Below are 21,369 nucleotides of genomic sequence, written 5' to 3'. Positions count from 1 at the left end.
GATTAATGACCTCCTTCATCTGAAACCGTTTCATCTAAAGAGGTTAATACCTTGTTTATGATCTGATCCGGCGTGATCCGCAGACATGCCCAATCTCCCCGGCTACAGGGTTTCTGGCCGAATACGGAACAAGGGCGGCAAGGCAAATCCAACTGGATACAATCTTTCGGGTCTTGATGGTATCCGTAAAATCCGGCATAAGGATGGGTAGCGCCCCAAACGGAAAGTACCCGCGTACCGACTAAAGAGGCAAAGTGCATATTGGCGGAATCCATACAAAGCAGTATATCCAAGCGGCTGATCAAGGCCAGCTCCTGGTCTAAGGAGTATTTACCGACCACGCTTATTACGCGGGGATACTCAAATGCCCATTGTTCCAAAACCGCTTCCTCATAACCGCGCCCGCCGAACAGGAAGATGGTAAAATCCTCTCTATCGGAAAGCTCGGCCATCACCAGCTCCATCTCCTCGACCGGATAAATCTTTCCCCGGTGCTTGGCGAATGGGGCGATACCGATCCATTTGCCGGTCTTCGCTCCGGCGAGTATTTCCAAAGCGGAGAAATCCGGAGCCGAGTCCTGGAAAAGCGAGACAAACGATTCCGTATACGCAAGCCCGGCATGACGGAAAACATCCGCATAACGTTCGATCACCGGACGGAGTTGCTTAAATCGCTTATTCTTCGTATCGGTCAACCGGGCCCGGTCTTTCCGGGCCTTATCTACGACAAATACCCGTTTGCCGTGCAAACGGAACAAGGTACGGATAATCATCGTACGCAACACGTCGTGCAAATCCAAGACTATGTCGAAATCATATTTCACCAAGGCAGAGGCGAAACGGAGCAGCCCCCTCAAAGTCTTCTCCGAGCTTTTCGTGTTGATACCGATAACCTTCACATTCTTCGGGCGGTTGATGAAAACCGGGATCAAGAACGCCTGAGTCAGCACGGTAAACGAATCTGCCGGATTCGCCTTGGCAGCGGAGTAGATAACAGGGACGGTCATCGCCACATCCCCGATCGCCGAAAGTCGTATTATTAGTATATTTGCCATTATTTCTTGCCGTACAGTACCGGGTTCAGGGCCGGATCGTTGTACATTTTCATTTGCTTATATACCTTCATGTATTTCTTACCGTCGCGGATGTCAGACAACAGTTGATCCAAAGCCATCGATAAGTCCTTCTTCTGCTCCAGCAACACGGCCAATTTTTGCTCGCAACGAGCCTTATGCTCCGGCGAAGCGTCCGGACGGCTCGCCTCCTCACGCATATGATGGATCTTTAGCGTAAGGATAGACAGGCGGTCGATCGCCCAAGCCGGGCTTTCCGTATTGATCGTGGCGTTTGGCAAGACATTCACGCCCTTATACTTATCCAGAAAGAAACTATCGATCAACTCCACCAAATCCGTACGATCTTGATTCGATTTGTCGATATGGCGTTTGATAGCCAGCGCTTCCACCGGATCGATATGCGGGTCGCGGATGATATCCTCCAAATGCCATTGCACGGCATCGATCCAATTTTTTAGATAAAGGTAAAACTCGATGCTTTTTACCGCATACGGGTTATGCACCGTGGCATCTACGTTATCAGTCACGTGATAAGCCTCCGTAGCTTGCTCGAAAATCCGGAAACATTGTTCGCTGAAATTCATAAGTTCAATTGTTTTCTTTCTGTAAATACTTTGGGGACAAAGATAAAGATTCTTTATTAACAGAAAAAACAATTGATTTGCAAAACGGCATTCTTACAAGAACTCATTACGCGCTACAACATGATAAAGTAGGTTTTAAGGGATCAGCCTTTGAGCAAATAGCCTTTTTTCGGCAAGGAAATGATACCGGTGGAGGGATCGTTGCGGAGAGCCTTGCGGAGATAGGTTATCTGGACGTTCAAGGCCAAGGAGTTGGTGTACGAGTTGTTTCCCCAAACGGTGTTCAACAAGAGGTCTCGCTCTACGGCCAGATTCAGGTTCATCGCCAAGACACGGAGCAATTCCGCTTGGCGGGAGGTGATCAGCACTTTATTATTGCCGGTACGGATCTCGTTCGTGGTATAGTTGAAGACCGTGTTGCCGAAACGATAGCTTTCCTCTTGCACACATTCCGGGACGCCGATCCCGAAACGATCCTTGATACGGGCGATCAATTCTTCCGGGTAGAAAGGTTTTGCCAGGTAATCGTTTCCCCGCAAGCTAAACCCTTTCAGGCGATCGCTCTTATCCGAACGGTCGGAGAGAAAAAAGATCAATACATGCTTATCCCGGGCCCGGATTTTCCCGGCTACCTCGAAACCATTCAAGCCGGGCATATTGATGTCTAGCAAGACCAAGTCCGGCTTTACGACAGGGTATTGCTCCAAGGCCATCGCGCCATTTCCGGTATAGGTAACGTCATACCCTTCCCGTTCCAGGAAACGTTTCAAGACAAGGGAGTATTTCAAGTCATCATCCGCGAAAAGGATTTTCAAAGGGGGCTTCATAGGGGTAAGTTTATAGTTATACGAGTACCTTTACCTAAATCGCTTGCCAAGGATACAGAGCCACGATGCGCCTCGATGATCTGACGAACATAGCTCAGCCCTAAACCGATACCGGGTATTTGCCTATCCCGCAAATGGGGAGAACGATAGAATTTCTCGAATACTTTCGCCTGTTCCTCCGGAGCGATACCAAAGCCGTTGTCCGAGACGGAACATTCAAGTTGGCGCCCGTTACAAAGCACCACGATACGGATCGTTACTTCCGGGCCGGAATACTTGATGGCGTTCTCGATCAAATTCGACAATACATTCGCCAGATGCACCGGATCGGCAGTCACGTCCGGCATATCCGGAGGGAAAGCCGTAGAGAACACGACCTCTTTTCCCGCCGGCACATTCGTAAGGCGCACTACTCTCTCCACCAAAGCCGGCAGATTGAAAGAGGAAGGCTTCAACAAAGTCGCCTGTCCGTCCGCGCATATCATATCCTTCAATTTCCCGAGATAAGCGGAGAGATTGTCTAGCTCAAACATAGAATCTTGGAGAACTCGCTCCGTCGCGGCCTCATCCGTACGCATCTCCTTATCATTCAAGAAAGAGACAAACATCTTCAAGGTCTGGACCGGGCGTTTCAGCTCATGGATCATCGTATGCACGAATCCTTCACGCAAGTCATTCAGCCGTATTTGCTCCCAGATCGTACGGATCTGCAGGCCCAAGCAAGTCAACACCAACAAAATAAGGAATAAACTCAACAATAACTGCCCTCCCATCCGGCTCAACACCGGATGCAACGGCAAAACGACATCTACCCATACGCCTTTCCGGTCGATCGGGGCGAACATATAACTCACGGCGATGGTAGAATGCGATAAATCCCGCGATACATACCGCCAAGCCGGCAGGTTACGCCCGCCCAAGGTATCTTCCTCTGCCAACGGACGAATCTTATACGCCAGTCCCGCTAAAGGAAGCGATAAGACAGAATCCAGACGAGACGTAACGAAAGGATTGAAATATTCGACAACAGCCCGGTCTACCCCCACAAACAGGCTATCCTCCGGCAAGTTGGCATTCAGGTTCAACCGGAAAGAGATCAGGCTACTCGTATCCTTCGGCTCGATCTTCAGCCCGAACGAGTTTTTTATCTTATCTGCCAGTTCCTCCGAATCATATTTAGAGTTCCGCTCTATCACGTAGGTCGCTTTCTTCATCTGCGCCTCCTCTTTCCGGATGCGGAACTCCTCCTCTCCCGCCTTCCGTACCTCCGCGGCGATTTCCTCCGCCCAAACAGAGTTCTCGTAGCCAAGCTGGTTATATAACCAATACCCTTGCGCCCCGATCGCAGCCAAAGCCGCGACCAACGAGATAAGCCATATCCATCGAATCTTCTTTCCCATATCCTATCCTTTCCGGCAAAGATAAATACCGGCTCCAAGATTACAAGGTACATGAGATCACTTTTATCGGGGGAGTAATATTTCAGTAATAAAAATCGCCTTCCCATCTCTCGTTGCCCCCCTACATTCGCGATAAAGAAATTCTAAAATCAACACGTCATGAAACGATTTATAGCGACAATCGGCCTTCTTTGTCTAGGCCTCCAGGGAATAGGGAACAAGATGGATGCGCAAGTATCCATCAACATCTTCAACCTAAATGATATCTTAAGGGCGAAGCCCATCGACGAGGTACGTTTCACGGTACAGTACCAGACCGCGTTCATTCCAGACACGCTCCATCCGGAGAAAAAGGTAGAGGAGACGATGATGCTGAAAGTAGGCGATAAATGTTCCGTTTATTACAGTTACGCCAAGTTTCTCACAGACTCCGTACTGGAAGCAGACAAGGCGGCCGGGGCCTCACATGAAATTATCAAGGAACATTTGCGACAATACACCTCGAAAGTCAACGCGCAAGTCTATAAGAATTATCCGGCGGGAAAGACCACTACCTTAGACGCCCTTGCCGCCAGCCGTTTCCGTTGCGAAGAAAAGGAGGAACGCCCGGAATGGACCTTGCTTCCCGATACGATGACGATCCTCTCCTATCCTTGCAGGAAAGCGATTTGTCATTTCAAAGGCCGGGATTACGAGGCTTGGTATACCCCGGAGATACCCAGAAGCGACGGTCCCTGGAAGCTATGCGGGCTACCGGGATTAATACTAAAAGCGCAAGATAGCCAAAGGCATTATACCTTTACCGGGACAGGTATCGAACTGAACCGGGCGAAAAGCCCGATCCTTTTCGGAGGGAAAGATTTCGAGCCGATCAGCCGGAAAGACCTGCAAAAGGCTTACGAACGATATGCGGCCGATCCGATCGGATACATCGCCCTTACCTCCCCGCAAATAAAGGTGACCGTGAAAGACGATAACGGGAAACCCTTCCAACCGAAGAATATGCCGTACAACCCGATAGAACGATAGGGAAATGAGACGAATCATTTTACATATACACACTTTTTGTTTACTTACGCTGCTCTGTCCGGCAGGAGCGACCGCCCAGTCTGTCATCCGCGGGATCGTGATCGACAAGGAAAGCCGACTGCCGGTAGACGCAGCGACCGTACAATTGACCCGGGGCGACACAGAGACCTCCCTGCCCATCGATTATACGCTAAGCAACCGGGAAGGGACGTTTACGCTTCCATATCCCCGGCGAACGGATTCACTTTTCGTATCAGTCTCGCTGCTAGGTTACCAAACCCAGCGGCAGGCCGTACAAGCGGGGCTACCGCTTCACTTTGAGCTGGAACCGCAAGTATTCAGCTTGAAGGAAGTAGAAATCCGGCCCGGACGTGTCTGGGGAAGGCAGGATACGATCAACTACGACGTGACCCGGTTCCTCTCTCCCAAGGATCGATCCATCCAAGACGTATTACGGAAGTTGCCGGGTATCGATATCGACGATCTCGGCAAGATCTCTTACAACGGAAGGCAAATTACCAATTTCTATGTGGAAGGCTTGGATCTCACGAACGGGAAATACAAGCAAATCAGCGAGAACCTACGGGCTGATGCCGTACAAAATGTCCAAGTGATGGAGAACCACCAGCCTATCCGCATCTTACAGAAAAAAATCAAAACGGAGAACGTGGCGTTGAACCTCAAGCTCAAACCGGAATTCCGGGATCGCTGGCTCATCAACATAGAAGGGGGCCTGGGAGCATCGCCGCTCTTATGGAAAGGAGGTGCGGACGCATTACAGATCAGCCGCAAAAGCCAATCCGCTTATCTATATAAAGGCAATAACACCGGGCAAGACGTATCGAACGAGCAGGCTTCCCTTACCGAACCATCTGATTCGCGCCTATCCGGGCCAACGATCCCCGGTTTCCTGGAACAACCGGATTTCAATGTCCATTTAAAGAAAGGACGGTGGTTGTTCAATGACATACACAGCTTATCCGCCAACCGCCTTTATAAACTCAACGAAGAAACGCAAGTTCGCATAAACGCCGGTTACATCCACGATCTCCAAGTGCAAGAAAGAGGTAGCGAGACCACCTATTACCAGTCTGACGATACAATCCGTATCGCCGAGCAAAACAATAGCCGGATACGCTCAGACCGGGCAGAAATCCATATCGGACTGGAGAATAATACCCAAGAGCGGTATCTCAAGAACCAATTCTCGGCAACCGGAGACTGGCAGTCTAGCCTCTCACGGATCACAAACGGCCTTTCCTCCAGCGAAAACACAACCTTGGACCAACGTATCCGGACACCGAATCTCAATCTGCGCAACCAATTCCGTCATTTGTGGAACCGGGATAACTGTACGTTGGAGGCCCATTCCTTACTCCATTACCACAGCGCTTCTGCCAAGCTCATCCTCGACGGTAACCACTACCCGATAGACCTGCGGGATTTCTATACCGACAACTCTTTCTCGTTTCTCCGCAAGAAAGGTACGCTCACACGGCAGTATGCGATGGGCTTCGCCGGCGAGATCAGCAATATAGAGAAAAGCCTGCAAGGTTATATCATCCCGGATTACCAGTGGAACGCCTACAAATGGACGGTCTCACTCAGTCTTCCTCTCAAATGGACAGGATATACAGGCATCGATTTCTCACGTGTATCGCTCGATCCCTCTTTATCTATTATCTATAATCTGAATTACGCTTGGCGCTTCACGGCCCACGCCTCTTACAAGGAACAATACGGCAACATAACCGATTTATACGACACGCCTTACCGCACAGATTACCGGAACAGCGTCTGGAACAGCAAGATCCTCCCGACCCAACGACAACAGATCTATTCCATTTACGGAGAATACAAGAGCACGCCACGGGAATTTTTCACCACACTTAACCTGACACACAACCGGACCGAGTCTAACCGCATCCTCGAACGGCGTATCCAAGACGGGCAGATACAACAGATATTCTTGCCCTTGTCTAACCACGCATCCGGTTGGTCGGCCATAAACACACTCTCCAAAGGATTCTACGACTGGGGTATAAAGACTTCCCTCACCTCCTCGCTCGGTATCAACAAGGCCGAGCAGATGAGCGAAGGCGAGCGTTTACCCTATCTTTACCGTTTCATGCGCTATGAGCCGAAAATTATCTGGACCCCCGACCGCCACTGGGAGACCAGCTATGAAGCGCAAATTCAATACGGAGGAACAAAAATAGGAGAACATACCCGGTTGACCCCTTTATGGAACATCACCCAGCAAATACACCTCTCCTATATCTTCTCGCCTTTCGAGGCCGGCCTCTCCTTACAGCATTACCACAACGATGTATCGGGAGACAAAACGGTCAATGCCGTTTTCGCCGATCTCTCCATCGGGTGGAAAACCAAACGTTGGCAGATCACGGCTACCGCCACGAACCTATTCGACAAACGAACCTACGGATATACCGAGTATACCTCGCTGGAAAGCTATACCTCATGGGTACGAATACGGCCCCGGGAATTCATGGTCGCGATCCGTTTCCAGATATAGGCAATCCGGCCGGCACGTTCCGGCTATAATCCCAAGTGGTCTTATAGATCTTTATTCGTAATAATTAATATATTTCACATCAAAGTTATGACAAATCGACTAATTTTGCAGACGAGAAAAAGATAAGTACCATGAGCAAGGATAAAATGATCACGCCGAGTTTCTGTTACATACTAGCAGCTAATTTCTTGCTTTTCTTCGCTTTTTACCTGATCTTGCCAATCTTGCCGTTTTACCTGAAGGAAGATTTCATGATCGGTAAGTCTATGATCGGTTTTATCCTGTCGTGCTATACATTGGCGGCACTCTGTATCCGTCCGTTCGCCGGATATTTGTTGGATACCTTTGCCCGCAGGCCTCTGTATTTGTTGGCCTACTTCATTTTCACTGCGATCTTCGCAGGCTATATGGTCGCTACGGCGCTCAGCTTGTTCATCGCCTTGAGGATCGTACACGGGTTCGCTTTCGGCATGGTGACCGTAGCCGGGAATACGATCCTCATCGACATCCTGCCCTCTTCCCGCCGCGGCGAAGGGATCGGATATTACGGGCTGGCCAACAATATAGCCATGAGTTTCGGGCCGATGATCGGGTTGTTCATGCAGGGACATTTCTCGTATGACGTGATCTTCTCCTGCTCGCTGTTGTCCGGAAGTCTCGGGTTCGCCATGGCTTATCTGGTAAAAAGTCCTCATAAACAGCCTGTCAAGCGGGAACCGATCTCATTAGACCGTTTTTTCCTCGTGAAAGGAACCTGGGCCGGGATCTCCCTATTATTACTCTCCATCCCATACGGCATGACCACCACCTATGTGGCGATGTATGCCGATGAAATCGGGATAAACGTAAATTCCGGGCTCTATTTCACCTTCATGGCCATCGGGCTCGCCGTCTCCCGCCTGTTCTCCGGACGGCAAGTAGACAAAGGACGGATCACGCTCGTTATCTCCCTCGGGATGTATCTGGCGGCTACCACGTTCTTCCTTCTCGCAGCGCTCAAGGAGTTGACGCATTGGAACCCGGCGCTTTCCTCTTATCTCTATATAGGCATAGCCCTATCGCAGGGTGTAGCGTTCGGAACCATGTTCCCGGCATTCAACACTCTCTTCGTGAACCTGGCCCCCAATAACCAACGGGGTACGGCCACTTCCACGTATCTAACCAGTTGGGATGTCGGCATCGGTATCGGGCTGATGGCCGGGGGAAGTATCGCTCAAGAACTGGGTGGCTTTAATTACGCCTATTTGTTCGGCGCTTGCCTTACGGTATTATCCACCCTTTTCTTCTTGATAAAGGCCGGCCCTCATTTCAACCGCCATAAGCTAAGGTAAGACGACAACAAGAAACCATGAGGCCGTAGCCACATGAAACCAGCCCCCCTGAAATATGATAAGGAGTTGGTACTTGACCGCTTATACAACATAGAGGATGTATCACGATTAAATATATTAGTAAATAATTAGCGTGCTTACCCTGCAAAATACATACATTCGCGGATATTATTTAATTGATTTTCTATGAAGTGGTATCTATGGGGAACTGTCATCCTGTTCTATTCCCTGTTTGGAGGCGCTTGTTCCTCGGTGCAGACGTATGATTTATCGGCATATGGCCTATCTCCGGCCAAGGACGCGGATAACGCGCCCGCTATGGCGAGAGCGTTGGGACAGATACGGGAGAAATGTATGGAAAACGAGGTCATTGTCGTAACCATGCCTAAAGGCCGCTATGAATTCTATCCGGATAGCGCGGCAGAACGGGTCTATTTCATATCGAATCACGATCAAATGAACCCGAAAAAAGTAGGGTTGCCTTTCGAGGGGATGAAGAATATAATATTCGACGGGCAGGGCTCGGAGTTCATCTTTCATGGCAGGATGCTGCCGGTCTCTTTGTCGGATTCGAGGAATTGTGTCTTAAAGAATTTCAGCATAGATTTTCAAGATCCCCAAATCTCGCAAGTGAGAATCATAGAGAACGATACGATTCACGGAGGTATCACCTTCGAGGTAGCTCCATGGGTACAATACGAGATCAAGGACAGCGTATTTATCGCCAAGGGAAGAGGCTGGAGCGTAGTTCCGCAGTCGGGCATCGCGTTTGAGGAAGAAAGTCGCCACCTGGTATATAATACAAGCGATATCCCCGTGGGGATGCGGGGCGTAGCGGAGATATCGCCCCGGATAATCAAATCCGCGAGATGGAACGACAAACGCTTGCTTCCGGGAACGGTGGTCGCCCTGCGATCCTGGGAACGCCCAGCTCCCGGCATCTTTATGTATCACGATGTAAACACGACACTGGAGAACATACAAGTTCATTACGCCGAAGGTATGGGGCTCCTAGCCCAGATGAGCGAGAACATCACGTTAGACCGCTTTTCCGTTTGCCTGCGGGGAGAGGAAGATCCCCGGTATTTCACGACCCAGGCAGACGCTACCCATTTCTCGGCCTGTAAAGGAGAGATCATTTCCAGGAATGGCTTATACGAAGGGATGATGGACGATGCCATCAATGTGCACGGCACTTACCTGAAAGTCGTAAGCCGGGTGGACGACCGGACTTTGATAGGCCGGTATATGCACCCGCAAACGTATGGTTTTGAATGGGGACGAGCAGGAGATTCCGTACAGTTCATCCAATCCAGAACCATGGAATTGATCGGGGAGAAAAATCAAATAACCTCCATTAAAGCGGTAGACCAACCGGATTACCAAGGAGCGAAAGAGTTCGAGATTCGATTTAAAGATAAACTAAACCCCTCGATCCTGGCAGAAAACGGGTTCGGTATAGAGAACCTGGAATGGACACCGAGCGTCTTGTTCTCGGACAACCTGATCAGGAATAACCGTGCCCGCGGCTCCTTGTTCAGCACGCCTCGGCAAACAATCATCGAGAACAACGTGTTCGATCATACCTCGGGGACGGCGATCTTGTTGTGCGGCGATTGTAACGGCTGGTTCGAGACCGGTGCCTGCCGGAACGTGTTGATCCGCAAGAACAAGTTTATCAATTCCTTGACGAATATGTTCCAATTCACGAACGCGATCATCTCCATTTATCCGGAAATCCCGGATTTAGCGGCGCAAAGGAAATACTTCCATAGCAACATCGTAATCGACGCGAACGAGTTTTTCACGTTCGACAGGCCCTTGGTATACGCCAAGTCCGTGGACGGGTTGATATTCACGAATAATATCGTCAAGCAAAATACGGAATACCCGGCGTTCCATTGGAACAATCACCGTTTTTATTTCCAACGGGTCATCCGCTCGGAAATAAGGAAAAACTATTTCGAGCAAGGATTTACCCGGGAAACAGATGTCTTAGAGGAAAAATAGCAGATATGATATATAGGAAATTAATTATCTTGGCCGGCCTTTTAATAGGTTTCGCAAACATTACGCTAGCCAGCGTTCGGGATCTCGATACCTTAAACGTGCGTTCTCAAACCCCTGTCAAGGAGAGAATGCCTGTCGTAGCCTACAAGTTCAACCCCAAGAGCCTGATCCTTCCGGCCTCGTTGATAACGGTAGGGGCCGTAGGCACGGCGATCGACGGGATGAATGACTTTCATTTATTTTCCCGAAAAGATTCCGTGAAGCAAATCCGTATCGATAACTATCTGGAATGGGGAATGCTGGGCTGGGTATTTGTCTGTGACCTCATGGGAAAAGAGAAACATAACTGGGTAGACCAGCTTTGCTTGGTAGCCCTGGCAGAAGGGATGAACGGCTTGATGGTACATGGACTGAAGAACTGGGTGAACGAACCTCGCCCGGATGGGGCGCCTCATTCCTTCCCGTCGGGACATACCTCAAACGCCTTCCTAGGGGCACATATGGCATACAAGGAATTCAAGGACAGCTCTCCAGTACTCGCTTATTCCGGGTATGCGATCGCCGCGTTCGTGGCCGGCTCGCGCCTGTATAACAACCGGCATTGGGTAGCGGATGTAGTGGCCGGCGCAGGCTTCGGGATCTTGTCGGTAGAATTATCCTATCTGATCTATTTCCCGATTCGCAACGCCATCGCGCGCCGGATCAATCGAAACATGAAGAGTTGCCCGCTCGTAGCCGCTCCGGTATTCAACACGAACATGGCGGGATTCTACCTGACTTATCAGTTTTAACCCGTTACTTCGGGTAAGGCATTTGCCGGTTTACAGCGACCGGTTGATGCGCAAAAGCTCCTCGATATGCGTACGGTCGTTGCTGAGACGCGGAATCTTGTGTTGCCCGCCCAATTTACCTTTCTGCTTGAGCCATTCATAGAAAGCGCCATCGCGGGCGATCACGATCTCCAGCGGTTGAAGGGAGATCTCCTTATACCGCTTCGCCTCATAATCCGAGTTCAGTTTTTGCAAGTTCCGGTCTAATAAAACGGCGAATTCATCGAGAGATTCCGGTTTTTTGTCAAACTCGATAAACCATTGATGCCGTCCTTTCGCCTTATCCAGCATGAAGAGCGGGGCCGCGGTATATTCTTTCACTTTCGCCCCGGTACGGAGGCAAGTCATGGCGATCGCCTTATCCGCATTGTCTACCATCAGCTCCTCGCCAAACGCGTTAATAAAATGCTTGGTACGCCCGGAAATAACAAATTTGTGAGGAAACAACGAGGTGAAGCGTACCGTATCCCCGATTTGATAACGCCACAATCCTCCCGAGGTGGTGATCACCATGGCGTAATTTTTCCCCGTTTCCACCGATTCCAGCGGCAACACGGTCGGATGGTCGTTACCCACCTCGTTCATCGGGATAAACTCGTAGAAAATACCGTAATCCGGCATCATAAGCAAACTCGGGTCTGCCGGATCGTCTTGTAGCCCGAAGAACCCCTCAGATGCGTTATAGGTCTCCATATAACGCATCTTATCCGATGGAATCAACGCTTTATATTGTTCCCGGTAAGGCTCGAAGCTAATGCCTCCATGAAAGAATACCTCCAGATTGGGCCATACGTCCGTAAGGTATTCCCTGCCTGTTTTTCTCAATACCGCCTTGATCAAGACCAACATCCAAGAAGGAACACCAGACAGGCTGTTCACGTCCTTGTTCCACGTGTTCTCCACGATCGCCTTGATCTTGCTTTCCCATTCATCCATCAGGATGATGGGTTTCTTGGGGACACGTATTAAATTGACGAGCGGGTTGAGATTTTGAAGCAATACGGCAGATAGATCTCCTTGATGGGCCTCGGAGTTCAGCGGGGAAGGGCTGTGGCTACCGCCCAGTATCAAGCCTTTCTTGGAGAAGAAACGGCTTTCCGGATTGTTCCGCAGATAAATGGCCACGCAATCGAAGCCTCCTTTATAATGGCACCCCTTCAATATCTCGGGGGTGACGGGCAGGAATTTACTTTTGTCGTTCGTGGTTCCGCTACTCTTAGCGTACCACCTCACCACCGAGGGCCAAAGGATATTCCTTTCTCCGTTTATCATCCGGGTAACATACGGCTTTATGTCGTCATAGGTCTGTAAAGGAAGACGTTGGCAGAAGTCGGAATAAGAGCGAATGCTTTTATAATCATATTTGAGCCCCCATTCCGTATCCCGCGCCTTAGAGAGCAGAGCATGCAGTTGCTTGCGCTGGATACGGTCTATATCCTGCCCAAATCGTCCGATCTCCGTTTGTCGGTGGCGGAAAAGGAGCGAAATCGTCTGTGTTAAAATATCCATGCTCTTTTTATTTGTTCGGGTGCAAATGTAGGCATTCTCTTTTTATTTATATCTTTGCTAGGTACTTAAATTAACATTACGATGAAAATAGGGATTCTCTCATCGGGTGGCGATTGCCCCGGTATCAACGCTACGATTCGCGGTGTCGGCAAGACAGCTATCATGCATTACGGCATGGAAGTCATTGGCATTCATAGTGGTTTTATAGGTCTTCTGAATAAAGACATCCAAGTTTTCGATGAACGGAACTTATCCGGTATATTAAATTTAGGGGGAACCATTTTAGGAACGTCCCGGGAGAAGCCTTTCCGCAAGCTCTTGGCCTCTGGCGATTCGGAGAAACCGGAGATCATCAAGCGGAATTACGAGGAGCTGGGCTTGGACTGCCTGGTTTGTATCGGAGGAAACGGTACGCAGAAAACCGCCAATTTACTATCTCAGATCGGGTTGAACGTGATAGGTGTTCCCAAGACAATCGATAACGACATATGGGGAACCGATATCACGTTCGGTTTCAATACCGCCGTGAATATCGCCACGGAATCCATAGACCGTCTTCATTCCACGGCCAGTTCCCATAAGCGGGTGATGGTCGTGGAGGTGATGGGCCATCATGCCGGATGGATCGCCTTGTACGCGGGGATGGCCGGAGGCGCCGACGTGATCTTGCTTCCCGAACTGGGATACGATATCGATAAGGTGAACGAGGCGATCCTGAACCGGGCCCGCAGGGGGAAACCTTACTCTATCGTCGTAGTGGCCGAAGGTATCGAGACTCCGGATAAAAAACGGCCTTCCGACTATATCACCCGGGCTATCGAGGCGGGAACGGGTATCGAGACCCGCGATACCGTATTGGGATATACCCAACGGGGCGGGAATCCCTCTCCGTTCGACCGTAACCTGGCGACCCGCCTGGGAGGCCATGCCACGGAACTGATCGCCAACGGAGAATTCGGCCGTATGGTCTGTATAAAAGGAGGCGGGGTAGCATCCATTCCCTTGTCGGAAGTAGCGGGAAAACTAAAGCTGGTGACACCAGACCACGATTTGATCGTACAAGGAAAACGAATGGGGGTAACATTCGGGAAATAAAATAAAAAAACGGTATGTCTAATCGAGATACCGGACATACGCAGACAACGCGAACGGGCGCGGATTCATTTTTTGATCGGTGACTATATACTATCTTACAGCAAAACCCTCTATAAACGATTATACGATTTATAGAGGGTTTATATTTTAATATACTCTAATACTTAACAAGGATTCACACTGTAAGACAATATATAGTTACCATCTCTTAATGCATTGGATAGTCCGGCTTCCCTTCTCGGTTGTCAAGCGGAAGATGTACATCCCGGTGGCGAAATCGCTCGTGTCGAGACTACTTCCCGGTTGCCGGATACTACGTACCAATTTGCCATCGGCCTTATAGACCTCCAGCGACTTCAGTTGTTGATGATTCCGGATCTGTACCTCATTCGAGAAGACACGCGGCAGGATATCCACCTCTTCACCTGTCGGGATCAGTTCGTTACCCACGCTCGTTTCCGGAATTGCCGTAACCGGAGCGCTCTCGTCGGTACCATAAAGTGCCGTTACTTGGAGCACAGGGGTACTTGTCGCCAGATTTTTCACCGTGTAACTCCGTTGGGAAGCAGGCAACGTCGTCAGTTCACGCATATCTTGATATACCTTATAACCGGTCAGCTCCGGAAAAGCCGTGATCAACTCACCTTCTCGCGCATCGGAGGGGATAGCCAGTTTCCGGAACGATAATCGGCCTGTTCTCTGGGGTTGCGGTTTCTCCAAGAAAGTGCTCGCGGAGAATACGGAACTTGAGGGAAGCTCGCCTTCTTCCGCATTTATTACGATGGATAACAAAACATTGGCATCTATCTCATCTTTCGAGAATGTTTCCCATTTCTTTCCATCCAAAGAATATAAATTCCCCTTTCCATCGACCGCGGGACCTTCGTCAGCGTATGCCGGGTACATATTTTTGGCATAGTTCATCACATGAATGGCTACCAGCAAATCTTGTTTCGCGTCGATTACGAATGGTGTTTTAAGTGTGACCGAATTTAATTTATCGGATTCCAGTTGAGTGAAAATCTCTTCATACTCCCGGTTTCCCTGTTTGATATAGACTCCATAAGTAACTCCTCTCAGCGGATAGAAATTAACTTTCCGAATCGTTTTTTTATGTACCGGCCACAGATCGTCCGTATCCCATTTCTGGGCGAAATAGAATGGTTCTCCTCCGAGACCGAACTCAATATTACGACTTTGTGATCCCCAGCCTGCTGTCTTTTCAAGGACCGGGGCATTCCATGTCAACCGGATCTCATCCGTGGAGATCTGTTTGTATCTCAAATCGGTCGGCCCTTCATACTCGCTTCCGACCGTTTTTCCATCCTGCGTCATTCCCTGCAAGGAGGTGACACCCGTTCCGAGCGGATCCAGCCAGACATCCATCCGGGCCGTATCATTATCACTGTATTTATTCCAGTGGTAATACAATTTACCGTATAGATTCAATCCTTCAGGTAATTCACAACTGGAGCTGCCACCGCTCAGTGTACCTATAATCAAGCCTTTACTATTGAACAACGGCGAGCCGGAAGAACCTCCCTCGGTCACTCCATGCCCATTGAGCGTAGCATCGAAAGTAGCGTTCCAATGAGCGTTCTCCGCACCTGTCTGCCACGTGTCGCTATTCTGCCATGTAGACGATTCAGTGGGATAATTTCCATAGGTGGAGATTTTCATATAATCACCGGAAGGATGATGGATTCCCACGCCCGAGAGCGAAAGCGCATTTGAGCGATCCCAGCCGTTGAAAAACACGTTATAATCATCGGGGATCTCGTCGTTGAGCAATAGCAACAATCCATCGGAACCGTTTTCGACAGGGGTAGAAGCTTTCCGCGTACATCCCACCATGGTCTTAATCGGACGAATAGGCGACTCATTATCGCAGCCCACACGTTCCTGGTGGAAATAAAACAACCATACAGCCAATTCCTCGGGAGTAGCCGTATGCTCGCCCCGCATATCCTGCGAGCAATGGAAAGCGGACAATACATAGGGCTTTTTGTCGCGGGCCGTATTATTAACCAAAGAGGCCGTGCAAATATAGGAACTCCCCTCTCCCTTTTTATCGCGGATGTATTGGATCATCTGTATCACCCCGTTCTTTTGCTCCTGCCAGTCGGCTCCTTCCTCGCAATTGATATTCACCTCGCAAGGAGCCGAGCTGTCGGCTCCCGGAGCGGTCGTATAAAGATGATTATATCCGTAGCCTACTTCCCGGATACGTAAGCGGGGTATCTCGCCGGATGGCGCCGGTACATATTCGAGGATCACCTCATCGCCCGCCACGGCCTCGGTAGCGAACGGTCCGTTCTCCGGGTGTGTACGATGTGTATAGGCTCCCAATACCTGGGTTTTCGCCGCGTTATATAGGTACAGCCGGGCTCCTTCGGGGATGTAAAAGTCTGAATAATATAGAATCAAGGCGATCGCCCCTTTCGCCTGAAGATGAAGTTGCCATACCTGGCTACCATCGGGCAGTGAAATCCAATCGCCGCTATCGGCGATATCGAAACTGGTCTGGATAGACTTGGCTACCCGCAATGGAGCGCCTTGACTCACCCTCCACGCATCGACCGCCTTAAGATCTTCCACGCTGAAATCTACCGGGACCTGTATCGCCTGCCGCTCACTCCTGAGCGAACCGGAAAACCGGAAACTGGGAGGCAGGCCTCCTTCGCTAATTTGTGCCCGTAGGCATGAAATCGAGAGACAAACGATACAAAACATTCCGGTTATCAACTTCCGGAGAAATCTATCACGTTGATTCTTCATAATCCATCTCATTTGAGTCTTCAGGTTTATAATCCTCCCCGGGTTCCCATCTGGCCTTATACTTCTTCATTTCTAAGATATGCTGCCGGAACTTTCTATCCTCCCGCAACTTTATGAGCGCCATCTTCGCGGCGGCCTGTTGGGATTCCTTCTTCGAATAACCGACACCTACACCCACTTGCTCGTCAAACAAACTGACAGCGCTATGGAATACAGGAGCCCCGTCCTCATCCGTAGTAGAGTCTATCAGGTCGAATATGACAGGAACTCTATTCTTCTGGCCCCACTCGACCAAGTTAGACTTGAAATTTACCTTTTCCTGTATGAGCAGCTCCACGTCAATACATCTCTCGATTATCTCGTCATGGATAAATTTATAACAGGCATCGTAACCTTTTTCCACGTAGATAGCGCCGATCAAGGCCTCGAGCGCATTACCATATAAATTATGTTTATGAATGCACACCTTGGCCGAGCAAACGATCATTCGATCCAGCCCAAGCCGAATCGCAACCTCGTTCATCGTATCGCGTTTCACGATCTTGGAACGTGTGTCGGTCAAGAAACCTTCCCGCCTATTCGGGTAACGCTTGTAGAGAATAGCGGCGACCACCGCGCTCAGGATAGCATCCCCCAAGAACTCGAGACGCTCATTATTTACAGATATCCCATCACGGGTCGATATCGACGATGATCTATGCAATAAAGCCTGCTCGTAAATCCGGATATCATCCGGATAAAAATTTAGAACCTTCAATAAAGAAAAATAAGGCTCCCTATTTTTATTCATTAGGAGCCTTATTCTTCTATATAGCTTTCCGTATAGCTCTTTATATAGCTTTCCAGACACGTTATCTCACGAATTTTTTAACAATGGCACAAGCGTTGTGTCCACCGAAACCGAACGTATTCGATAAGGCAGCTTTCACTTCTTTCTTTTGGGCCTTATTAAACGTAAAATTCAAATTATAATCTATTTCAGGATCATCGTCGCCTTCGGCATGATTAATGGTCGGTGGGATAATACCGTCATTAATAGCCATAATACACAGGATCGCCTCCACAGCTCCGGCAGCACCCAGCAAATGACCGGTCATAGACTTCGTGGAACTGATATTCAAGCGATAGGCATGTTCTCCGAATACATCTTTAATCGCCTTCACCTCCGAGATATCGCCTACAGGGGTCGATGTCCCGTGAACATTGATATAATCGATATCTTCCGGAGTCATCCCGGCATCTTCTAATGCGTTCTTCATAACCAACTTTGCGCCCAGACCATCCGGGTGAGAAGCGGTCAGGTGATAAGCATCGGCAGACATTCCGGTTCCGGCGATCTCGCAATATATTTTAGCGCCACGAGCCAACGCATGCTCCATCTCCTCCAGTACCAAGCAAGCGGCACCTTCACCCATCACGAACCCGTCGCGACTCGCGCTGAACGGACGAGACGCTGTCTCGGGAGAATCGTTACGCGTAGACAACGCGTTCATAGAGTTGAATCCACCCACGCCCGACTCAGAGATAGCGGCTTCCGCCCCACCGGTGATAATGACGTTAGCCTTGCCCAGACGGATATAATTGAATGCGTCGCTGATAGCGTTCGTAGAAGACGCACAAGCGGATACGGTCGAGAAATTCGGGCCATGGAATCCATAAAGCATGGAAATATGCCCGGCAGCGATATCCGAGATCATTTTAGGGATGAAGAACGGGTTGAACTTCGGACCGATCGTGTCTTTCGTCTTGGCATACCCTAATACTTCCTCATCAAATGTCTTGATACCACCAATACCAGAGGCAAAGATAACGCCGATACGGTTCTTATCTTCGTTATCCAAGTCCATTGCCGCGTCTTGGATCGCTTGTTTCGCGGCGTCAATCGCCAATAAGCTATAACGATCACACTTGCGGGCTTCCTTACGATCCATGACTTTCAACGGATCGAAGCCTTTAACCTCGCATGCAAATTGTGTCTTGAATTTGGATGCATCAAACTGAGTAATAGGCCCAGCGCCACTTTTTCCATTGATAATACCTTCCCATGTTTCCGGGAGGGTATTACCAAGAGGAGTAATAGCCCCAAGACCTGTTACTACGACTCTTTTTAATTCCATACCTTTAGTCGAAAGGATTGATTACTTCGCGTTAGCCTCGATGTAAGCGATAGCGTCACCTACAGTTGTAATCTTTTCTGCTTGATCGTCTGGAATCGAGATACCGAATTCTTTTTCGAATTCCATAATCAATTCTACAGTGTCAAGAGAGTCTGCTCCTAAATCGTTAGTAAAGCTTGCCTCGTTTGTAACTTCTGTTTCTTCAACACTTAACTTGTCAACGATGATAGCTTTTACTCTTTCAGCAACTTCAGACATAACTTTTTCAATTTAGATTAATAAATACGAATATACTTTTTTAAATTTGCAGTGCAAAGAAAAGAATTTTTTATGTTACAAAGCAAATTTAATAAGCTAAAAATGCGGAAAACTGCACATTTTTTCTTTTCTTGTGCATCTAAACATCTAAAAATATGAGAAACATTGCGATTTTTGCTTCCGGATCGGGTACGAATGCCGAGAATATCACCCGATATTTCGCTAACAGTGAAAACGTTAAAGTTGCGCTTGTTTTATCAAATAATCGTAATGTAGGCGTACATGGACGGGTCAACAAGCTGGGCGTGCCGTCTTTCGTATTCTCGCGAGACGAGTTCGCGGCGGGCGTTCCCGTTCTGGAGAAACTGGCGGAATACGAGGTTTGCTTTATTGTCTTGGCCGGTTTCATGAATAAGATCTCCGACACGATCTTACAGGCCTTCCCGGGAAAAATCGTGAATATCCATCCGGCGCTGCTCCCTAAATACGGCGGCAAGGGGATGTACGGCATGCATGTACACGAGGCGGTCGTGAAGGCTGGTGAAAAGGAATCAGGTATCACCATACATTATGTAAACGAACGGTACGACGAGGGAACCATCATCTTCCAGGCCACCTGCCCGGTGCTTCCTTCGGATACGCCGGAAGAGGTAGCCTGCAAAGTGCATGCCTTAGAGTATAAGCATTACCCGCCTGTCATCGAGCGTTTGCTGCAGACAGATTGAACCCCAGTTTCTCTAGGAGAGACCGCTCTTGGGGCGTGGCATGAACGACCCGGTAAGCGGGGTATTCCCTCGGGTGGTCGTAATGTGCCCGGAACCATTCGAAACGATCGGGAGTGGCCCTTAGCCGGCTATCGATATCTTCCGGATGAAAGCTGTGTAAAATGGCCTTTTCCACACGCCGCTCTACGAACGCGTCCAAGTCGATCTCGGGATTGGCGGGAGCAGGGGGCATCACCTCTTTCATCTTTTCGATCTTGATACCGAAAAACCGCTCGATATTCTCCAGGCAAGCCCGTGTCCCGTTCGCTTTCCCGTCGGCCGAGAACCCGGCGATATGGGGAGTGGCGACAGATGCCAAGGCCAACACATCCGGATGGATGTCCGGCTCGTTCTCCCAGCAATCAATGATCAACTCGCTGATTTTCCCGTCTCGCCTTGCCTGTAGCAAGGCGTGCGTATCATGCACAGCCCCCCGGCAACTATTGACAAACCAAGGCTTACGTTCCAACTTATCGAAGAATTCCCGGTCGGCGAGATGGTACGTGGCGAAACGTCCTTCCTTGGTAAGCGGGACGTGCAGGGTGACGATATCGGCCTCCCTAGCGATCGTGTCTAAAGAGACGAATCCCTTGCCCCCTTCCTTCTCCGCACGGGGCGGGTCATTACGAAGCACACGCATCCCCATAGTCTCGCAATGCGCCGCCACGATACTTCCCACATGGCCTACGCCTACGATACCGATCGTTTTTCCTCGCAAATCCTCTCCTTTCCGGAGAGCGACCGAGATCAAGGAGGATAACACGTATTGCCCGACAGAGGCGGCGTTGCATCCGGGAGCGTTCTTCCATACGATCCCCGCCTCATCGCAATAGCGCGTGTCTATATGGTCGTATCCGATCGTAGCGGTGGTTATCAACCGTACCCGGCTACCTTCCAATAACTCCCGGGTACATTTATCAATACTGCGGACGATCAAGGCATCGGCCTCCCGTACGTTAGCGGCTGTAAAATCGCCGGAATCAAGGTAGGACACATCCGCTACCGGCTCCAAGATCCCTTTCAGGTAGGGAACCGTGTTATCTGCTATTATCTTCATCTTTATCTGCTTGATTATCGTCACGCGATATTAGGTAAAAAACAGGGGATATACAAATGACGGGAGTTTCTTCTAAAGGAAACCGGAGTTTCTTGCTGGAGAAACTAGAGTTTCTATTAGAAGAAACTAGAGTTTCCCCGGCAAGAAACTGGGGAAAACCGTAATAAA

The 21,369-nt window shown here is 49.5% G+C and carries 17 protein-coding genes; 7 read left to right on the top strand and 10 right to left on the bottom strand.

Translation table 11 applies throughout. From position 1 onward, the window contains the following. Positions 1 to 2: 2 nt before the first annotated feature. From Q0110_RS06670 to Q0110_RS06655, 4 genes are all read right to left on the bottom strand, one after another. A complete protein-coding gene (locus tag Q0110_RS06670; protein WP_297904607.1) occupies positions 3 to 1,055 on the bottom strand; it encodes a glycosyltransferase family 9 protein in 1,053 nt (350 codons plus the stop codon). Beyond that, complete coding sequence (locus Q0110_RS06665; protein ID WP_297904604.1) at positions 1,055 to 1,660, bottom strand: DUF4254 domain-containing protein; 606 nt, start codon at positions 1,658 to 1,660, stop codon at positions 1,055 to 1,057. Before Q0110_RS06665 ends, Q0110_RS06670 begins: the two co-directional genes overlap by 1 nt. A gap of 143 nt (positions 1,661 to 1,803) precedes the next feature. Beyond that, positions 1,804 to 2,487, bottom strand: a complete 684-nt coding sequence (locus Q0110_RS06660; RefSeq protein ID WP_297904601.1) for a response regulator transcription factor — start codon at positions 2,485 to 2,487, stop codon at positions 1,804 to 1,806. Beyond that, positions 2,484 to 3,887 (bottom strand): HAMP domain-containing sensor histidine kinase, encoded by a 1,404-nt coding sequence (locus tag Q0110_RS06655; protein ID WP_297904598.1) that lies wholly within the window; start codon positions 3,885 to 3,887, stop codon positions 2,484 to 2,486. The genes Q0110_RS06660 and Q0110_RS06655 overlap by 4 nt, the downstream gene beginning before the upstream one ends. Before the next feature lie 159 nt (positions 3,888 to 4,046). On the opposite strand from Q0110_RS06655, the gene Q0110_RS06650 reads away from it, so the two are divergent. The 5 genes from Q0110_RS06650 (at position 4,047) to Q0110_RS06630 (ending at position 11,584) form a co-directional block, all read left to right on the top strand. Continuing rightward, positions 4,047 to 4,916 carry a GLPGLI family protein gene (locus Q0110_RS06650; protein WP_297904595.1) on the top strand — a complete coding sequence of 290 codons (870 nt, stop codon included), beginning with the start codon at positions 4,047 to 4,049 and terminating at the stop codon, positions 4,914 to 4,916. Between the two features lie 4 nt (positions 4,917 to 4,920). Beyond that, on the top strand, positions 4,921 to 7,452 hold the full coding sequence (locus tag Q0110_RS06645) for a carboxypeptidase regulatory-like domain-containing protein (protein WP_297904592.1): 2,532 nt from the start codon (positions 4,921 to 4,923) through the stop codon (positions 7,450 to 7,452). A gap of 131 nt (positions 7,453 to 7,583) precedes the next feature. Continuing rightward, positions 7,584 to 8,783, top strand: a complete 1,200-nt coding sequence (locus tag Q0110_RS06640; protein WP_297904589.1) for an MFS transporter — start codon at positions 7,584 to 7,586, stop codon at positions 8,781 to 8,783. 186 nt (positions 8,784 to 8,969) lie between these two features. Then, positions 8,970 to 10,793 (top strand): right-handed parallel beta-helix repeat-containing protein, encoded by a 1,824-nt coding sequence (locus Q0110_RS06635; protein ID WP_297904586.1) that lies wholly within the window; start codon positions 8,970 to 8,972, stop codon positions 10,791 to 10,793. A gap of 5 nt (positions 10,794 to 10,798) precedes the next feature. Next, positions 10,799 to 11,584: a phosphatase PAP2 family protein gene (locus Q0110_RS06630; RefSeq protein WP_297904583.1), complete on the top strand. Its 786-nt coding sequence runs from the start codon at positions 10,799 to 10,801 to the stop codon at positions 11,582 to 11,584. Positions 11,585 to 11,614: 30 nt separating this feature from the next. Here the strand turns inward: Q0110_RS06630 and Q0110_RS06625 are convergent, their stop codons facing one another. Next, positions 11,615 to 13,132 carry a GH3 auxin-responsive promoter family protein gene (locus tag Q0110_RS06625; RefSeq protein WP_297904580.1) on the bottom strand — a complete coding sequence of 506 codons (1,518 nt, stop codon included), beginning with the start codon at positions 13,130 to 13,132 and terminating at the stop codon, positions 11,615 to 11,617. Positions 13,133 to 13,213: 81 nt separating this feature from the next. Between Q0110_RS06625 and Q0110_RS06620 the strand changes: the two genes are divergently transcribed. Then, positions 13,214 to 14,227: an ATP-dependent 6-phosphofructokinase gene (locus Q0110_RS06620; RefSeq protein WP_297904578.1), complete on the top strand. Its 1,014-nt coding sequence runs from the start codon at positions 13,214 to 13,216 to the stop codon at positions 14,225 to 14,227. A 198-nt stretch (positions 14,228 to 14,425) separates the two neighbouring features. Here the strand turns inward: Q0110_RS06620 and Q0110_RS06615 are convergent, their stop codons facing one another. The 4 genes from Q0110_RS06615 to Q0110_RS06600 all read right to left on the bottom strand — a co-directional run bounded on the left by Q0110_RS06615 (position 14,426) and on the right by Q0110_RS06600 (position 19,380). After that, the gene (locus Q0110_RS06615; protein ID WP_297904575.1) at positions 14,426 to 17,005 is read right to left on the bottom strand and encodes a T9SS type A sorting domain-containing protein; all 2,580 of its coding nucleotides are present in this window, start codon (positions 17,003 to 17,005) and stop codon (positions 14,426 to 14,428) included. Beyond that, the gene (rnc, locus tag Q0110_RS06610) at positions 16,989 to 17,795 is read right to left on the bottom strand and encodes a ribonuclease III (RefSeq protein ID WP_297904571.1); all 807 of its coding nucleotides are present in this window, start codon (positions 17,793 to 17,795) and stop codon (positions 16,989 to 16,991) included. Before rnc ends, Q0110_RS06615 begins: the two co-directional genes overlap by 17 nt. Positions 17,796 to 17,856: 61 nt before the next feature. Then, positions 17,857 to 19,122, bottom strand: a complete 1,266-nt coding sequence (gene fabF, locus Q0110_RS06605) for a beta-ketoacyl-ACP synthase II (protein WP_297904567.1) — start codon at positions 19,120 to 19,122, stop codon at positions 17,857 to 17,859. A 21-nt stretch (positions 19,123 to 19,143) separates the two neighbouring features. Next, on the bottom strand, positions 19,144 to 19,380 hold the full coding sequence (locus Q0110_RS06600) for an acyl carrier protein (RefSeq protein ID WP_005639879.1): 237 nt from the start codon (positions 19,378 to 19,380) through the stop codon (positions 19,144 to 19,146). Between the two features lie 155 nt (positions 19,381 to 19,535). Here Q0110_RS06600 and purN point away from each other — a divergent pair, with 155 nt between their 5' ends. Next, a complete protein-coding gene (gene purN, locus Q0110_RS06595; RefSeq protein ID WP_297904541.1) occupies positions 19,536 to 20,105 on the top strand; it encodes a phosphoribosylglycinamide formyltransferase in 570 nt (189 codons plus the stop codon). On the opposite strand, the gene pdxB is transcribed toward purN, so the two are convergent. Then, the gene (gene pdxB, locus Q0110_RS06590; RefSeq protein ID WP_297904540.1) at positions 20,077 to 21,201 is read right to left on the bottom strand and encodes a 4-phosphoerythronate dehydrogenase PdxB; all 1,125 of its coding nucleotides are present in this window, start codon (positions 21,199 to 21,201) and stop codon (positions 20,077 to 20,079) included. The genes purN and pdxB overlap by 29 nt on opposite strands. Between the last annotated feature and the right edge of the window lie 168 nt (positions 21,202 to 21,369).

This window comes from uncultured Parabacteroides sp. (assembly GCF_947855115.1).
GTDB lineage: Bacteria > Bacteroidota > Bacteroidia > Bacteroidales > Tannerellaceae > Parabacteroides.
Note: the sequence above shows the minus strand (reverse complement) of the source record. Positions and strands in the feature narration are given on the sequence as shown.

Coding starts and splice junctions, on each gene's coding strand:
- pdxB (WP_297904540.1), bottom strand. CDS start 21,201: ATGAAGATAATAGCAGATAACACGGTTCCCTACCTGAAAGGGATCTTG.
- Q0110_RS06660 (WP_297904601.1), bottom strand. CDS start 2,487: ATGAAGCCCCCTTTGAAAATCCTTTTCGCGGATGATGACTTGAAATAC.
- Q0110_RS06655 (WP_297904598.1), bottom strand. CDS start 3,887: ATGGGAAAGAAGATTCGATGGATATGGCTTATCTCGTTGGTCGCGGCT.
- Q0110_RS06645 (WP_297904592.1), top strand. CDS start 4,921: ATGAGACGAATCATTTTACATATACACACTTTTTGTTTACTTACGCTG.
- Q0110_RS06650 (WP_297904595.1), top strand. CDS start 4,047: ATGAAACGATTTATAGCGACAATCGGCCTTCTTTGTCTAGGCCTCCAG.
- Q0110_RS06665 (WP_297904604.1), bottom strand. CDS start 1,660: ATGAATTTCAGCGAACAATGTTTCCGGATTTTCGAGCAAGCTACGGAG.
- Q0110_RS06630 (WP_297904583.1), top strand. CDS start 10,799: ATGATATATAGGAAATTAATTATCTTGGCCGGCCTTTTAATAGGTTTC.
- Q0110_RS06620 (WP_297904578.1), top strand. CDS start 13,214: ATGAAAATAGGGATTCTCTCATCGGGTGGCGATTGCCCCGGTATCAAC.
- purN (WP_297904541.1), top strand. CDS start 19,536: ATGAGAAACATTGCGATTTTTGCTTCCGGATCGGGTACGAATGCCGAG.
- Q0110_RS06670 (WP_297904607.1), bottom strand. CDS start 1,055: ATGGCAAATATACTAATAATACGACTTTCGGCGATCGGGGATGTGGCG.
- Q0110_RS06625 (WP_297904580.1), bottom strand. CDS start 13,132: ATGGATATTTTAACACAGACGATTTCGCTCCTTTTCCGCCACCGACAA.
- Q0110_RS06600 (WP_005639879.1), bottom strand. CDS start 19,380: ATGTCTGAAGTTGCTGAAAGAGTAAAAGCTATCATCGTTGACAAGTTA.
- Q0110_RS06635 (WP_297904586.1), top strand. CDS start 8,970: ATGAAGTGGTATCTATGGGGAACTGTCATCCTGTTCTATTCCCTGTTT.
- rnc (WP_297904571.1), bottom strand. CDS start 17,795: ATGAATAAAAATAGGGAGCCTTATTTTTCTTTATTGAAGGTTCTAAAT.
- fabF (WP_297904567.1), bottom strand. CDS start 19,122: ATGGAATTAAAAAGAGTCGTAGTAACAGGTCTTGGGGCTATTACTCCT.
- Q0110_RS06615 (WP_297904575.1), bottom strand. CDS start 17,005: ATGAAGAATCAACGTGATAGATTTCTCCGGAAGTTGATAACCGGAATG.
- Q0110_RS06640 (WP_297904589.1), top strand. CDS start 7,584: ATGAGCAAGGATAAAATGATCACGCCGAGTTTCTGTTACATACTAGCA.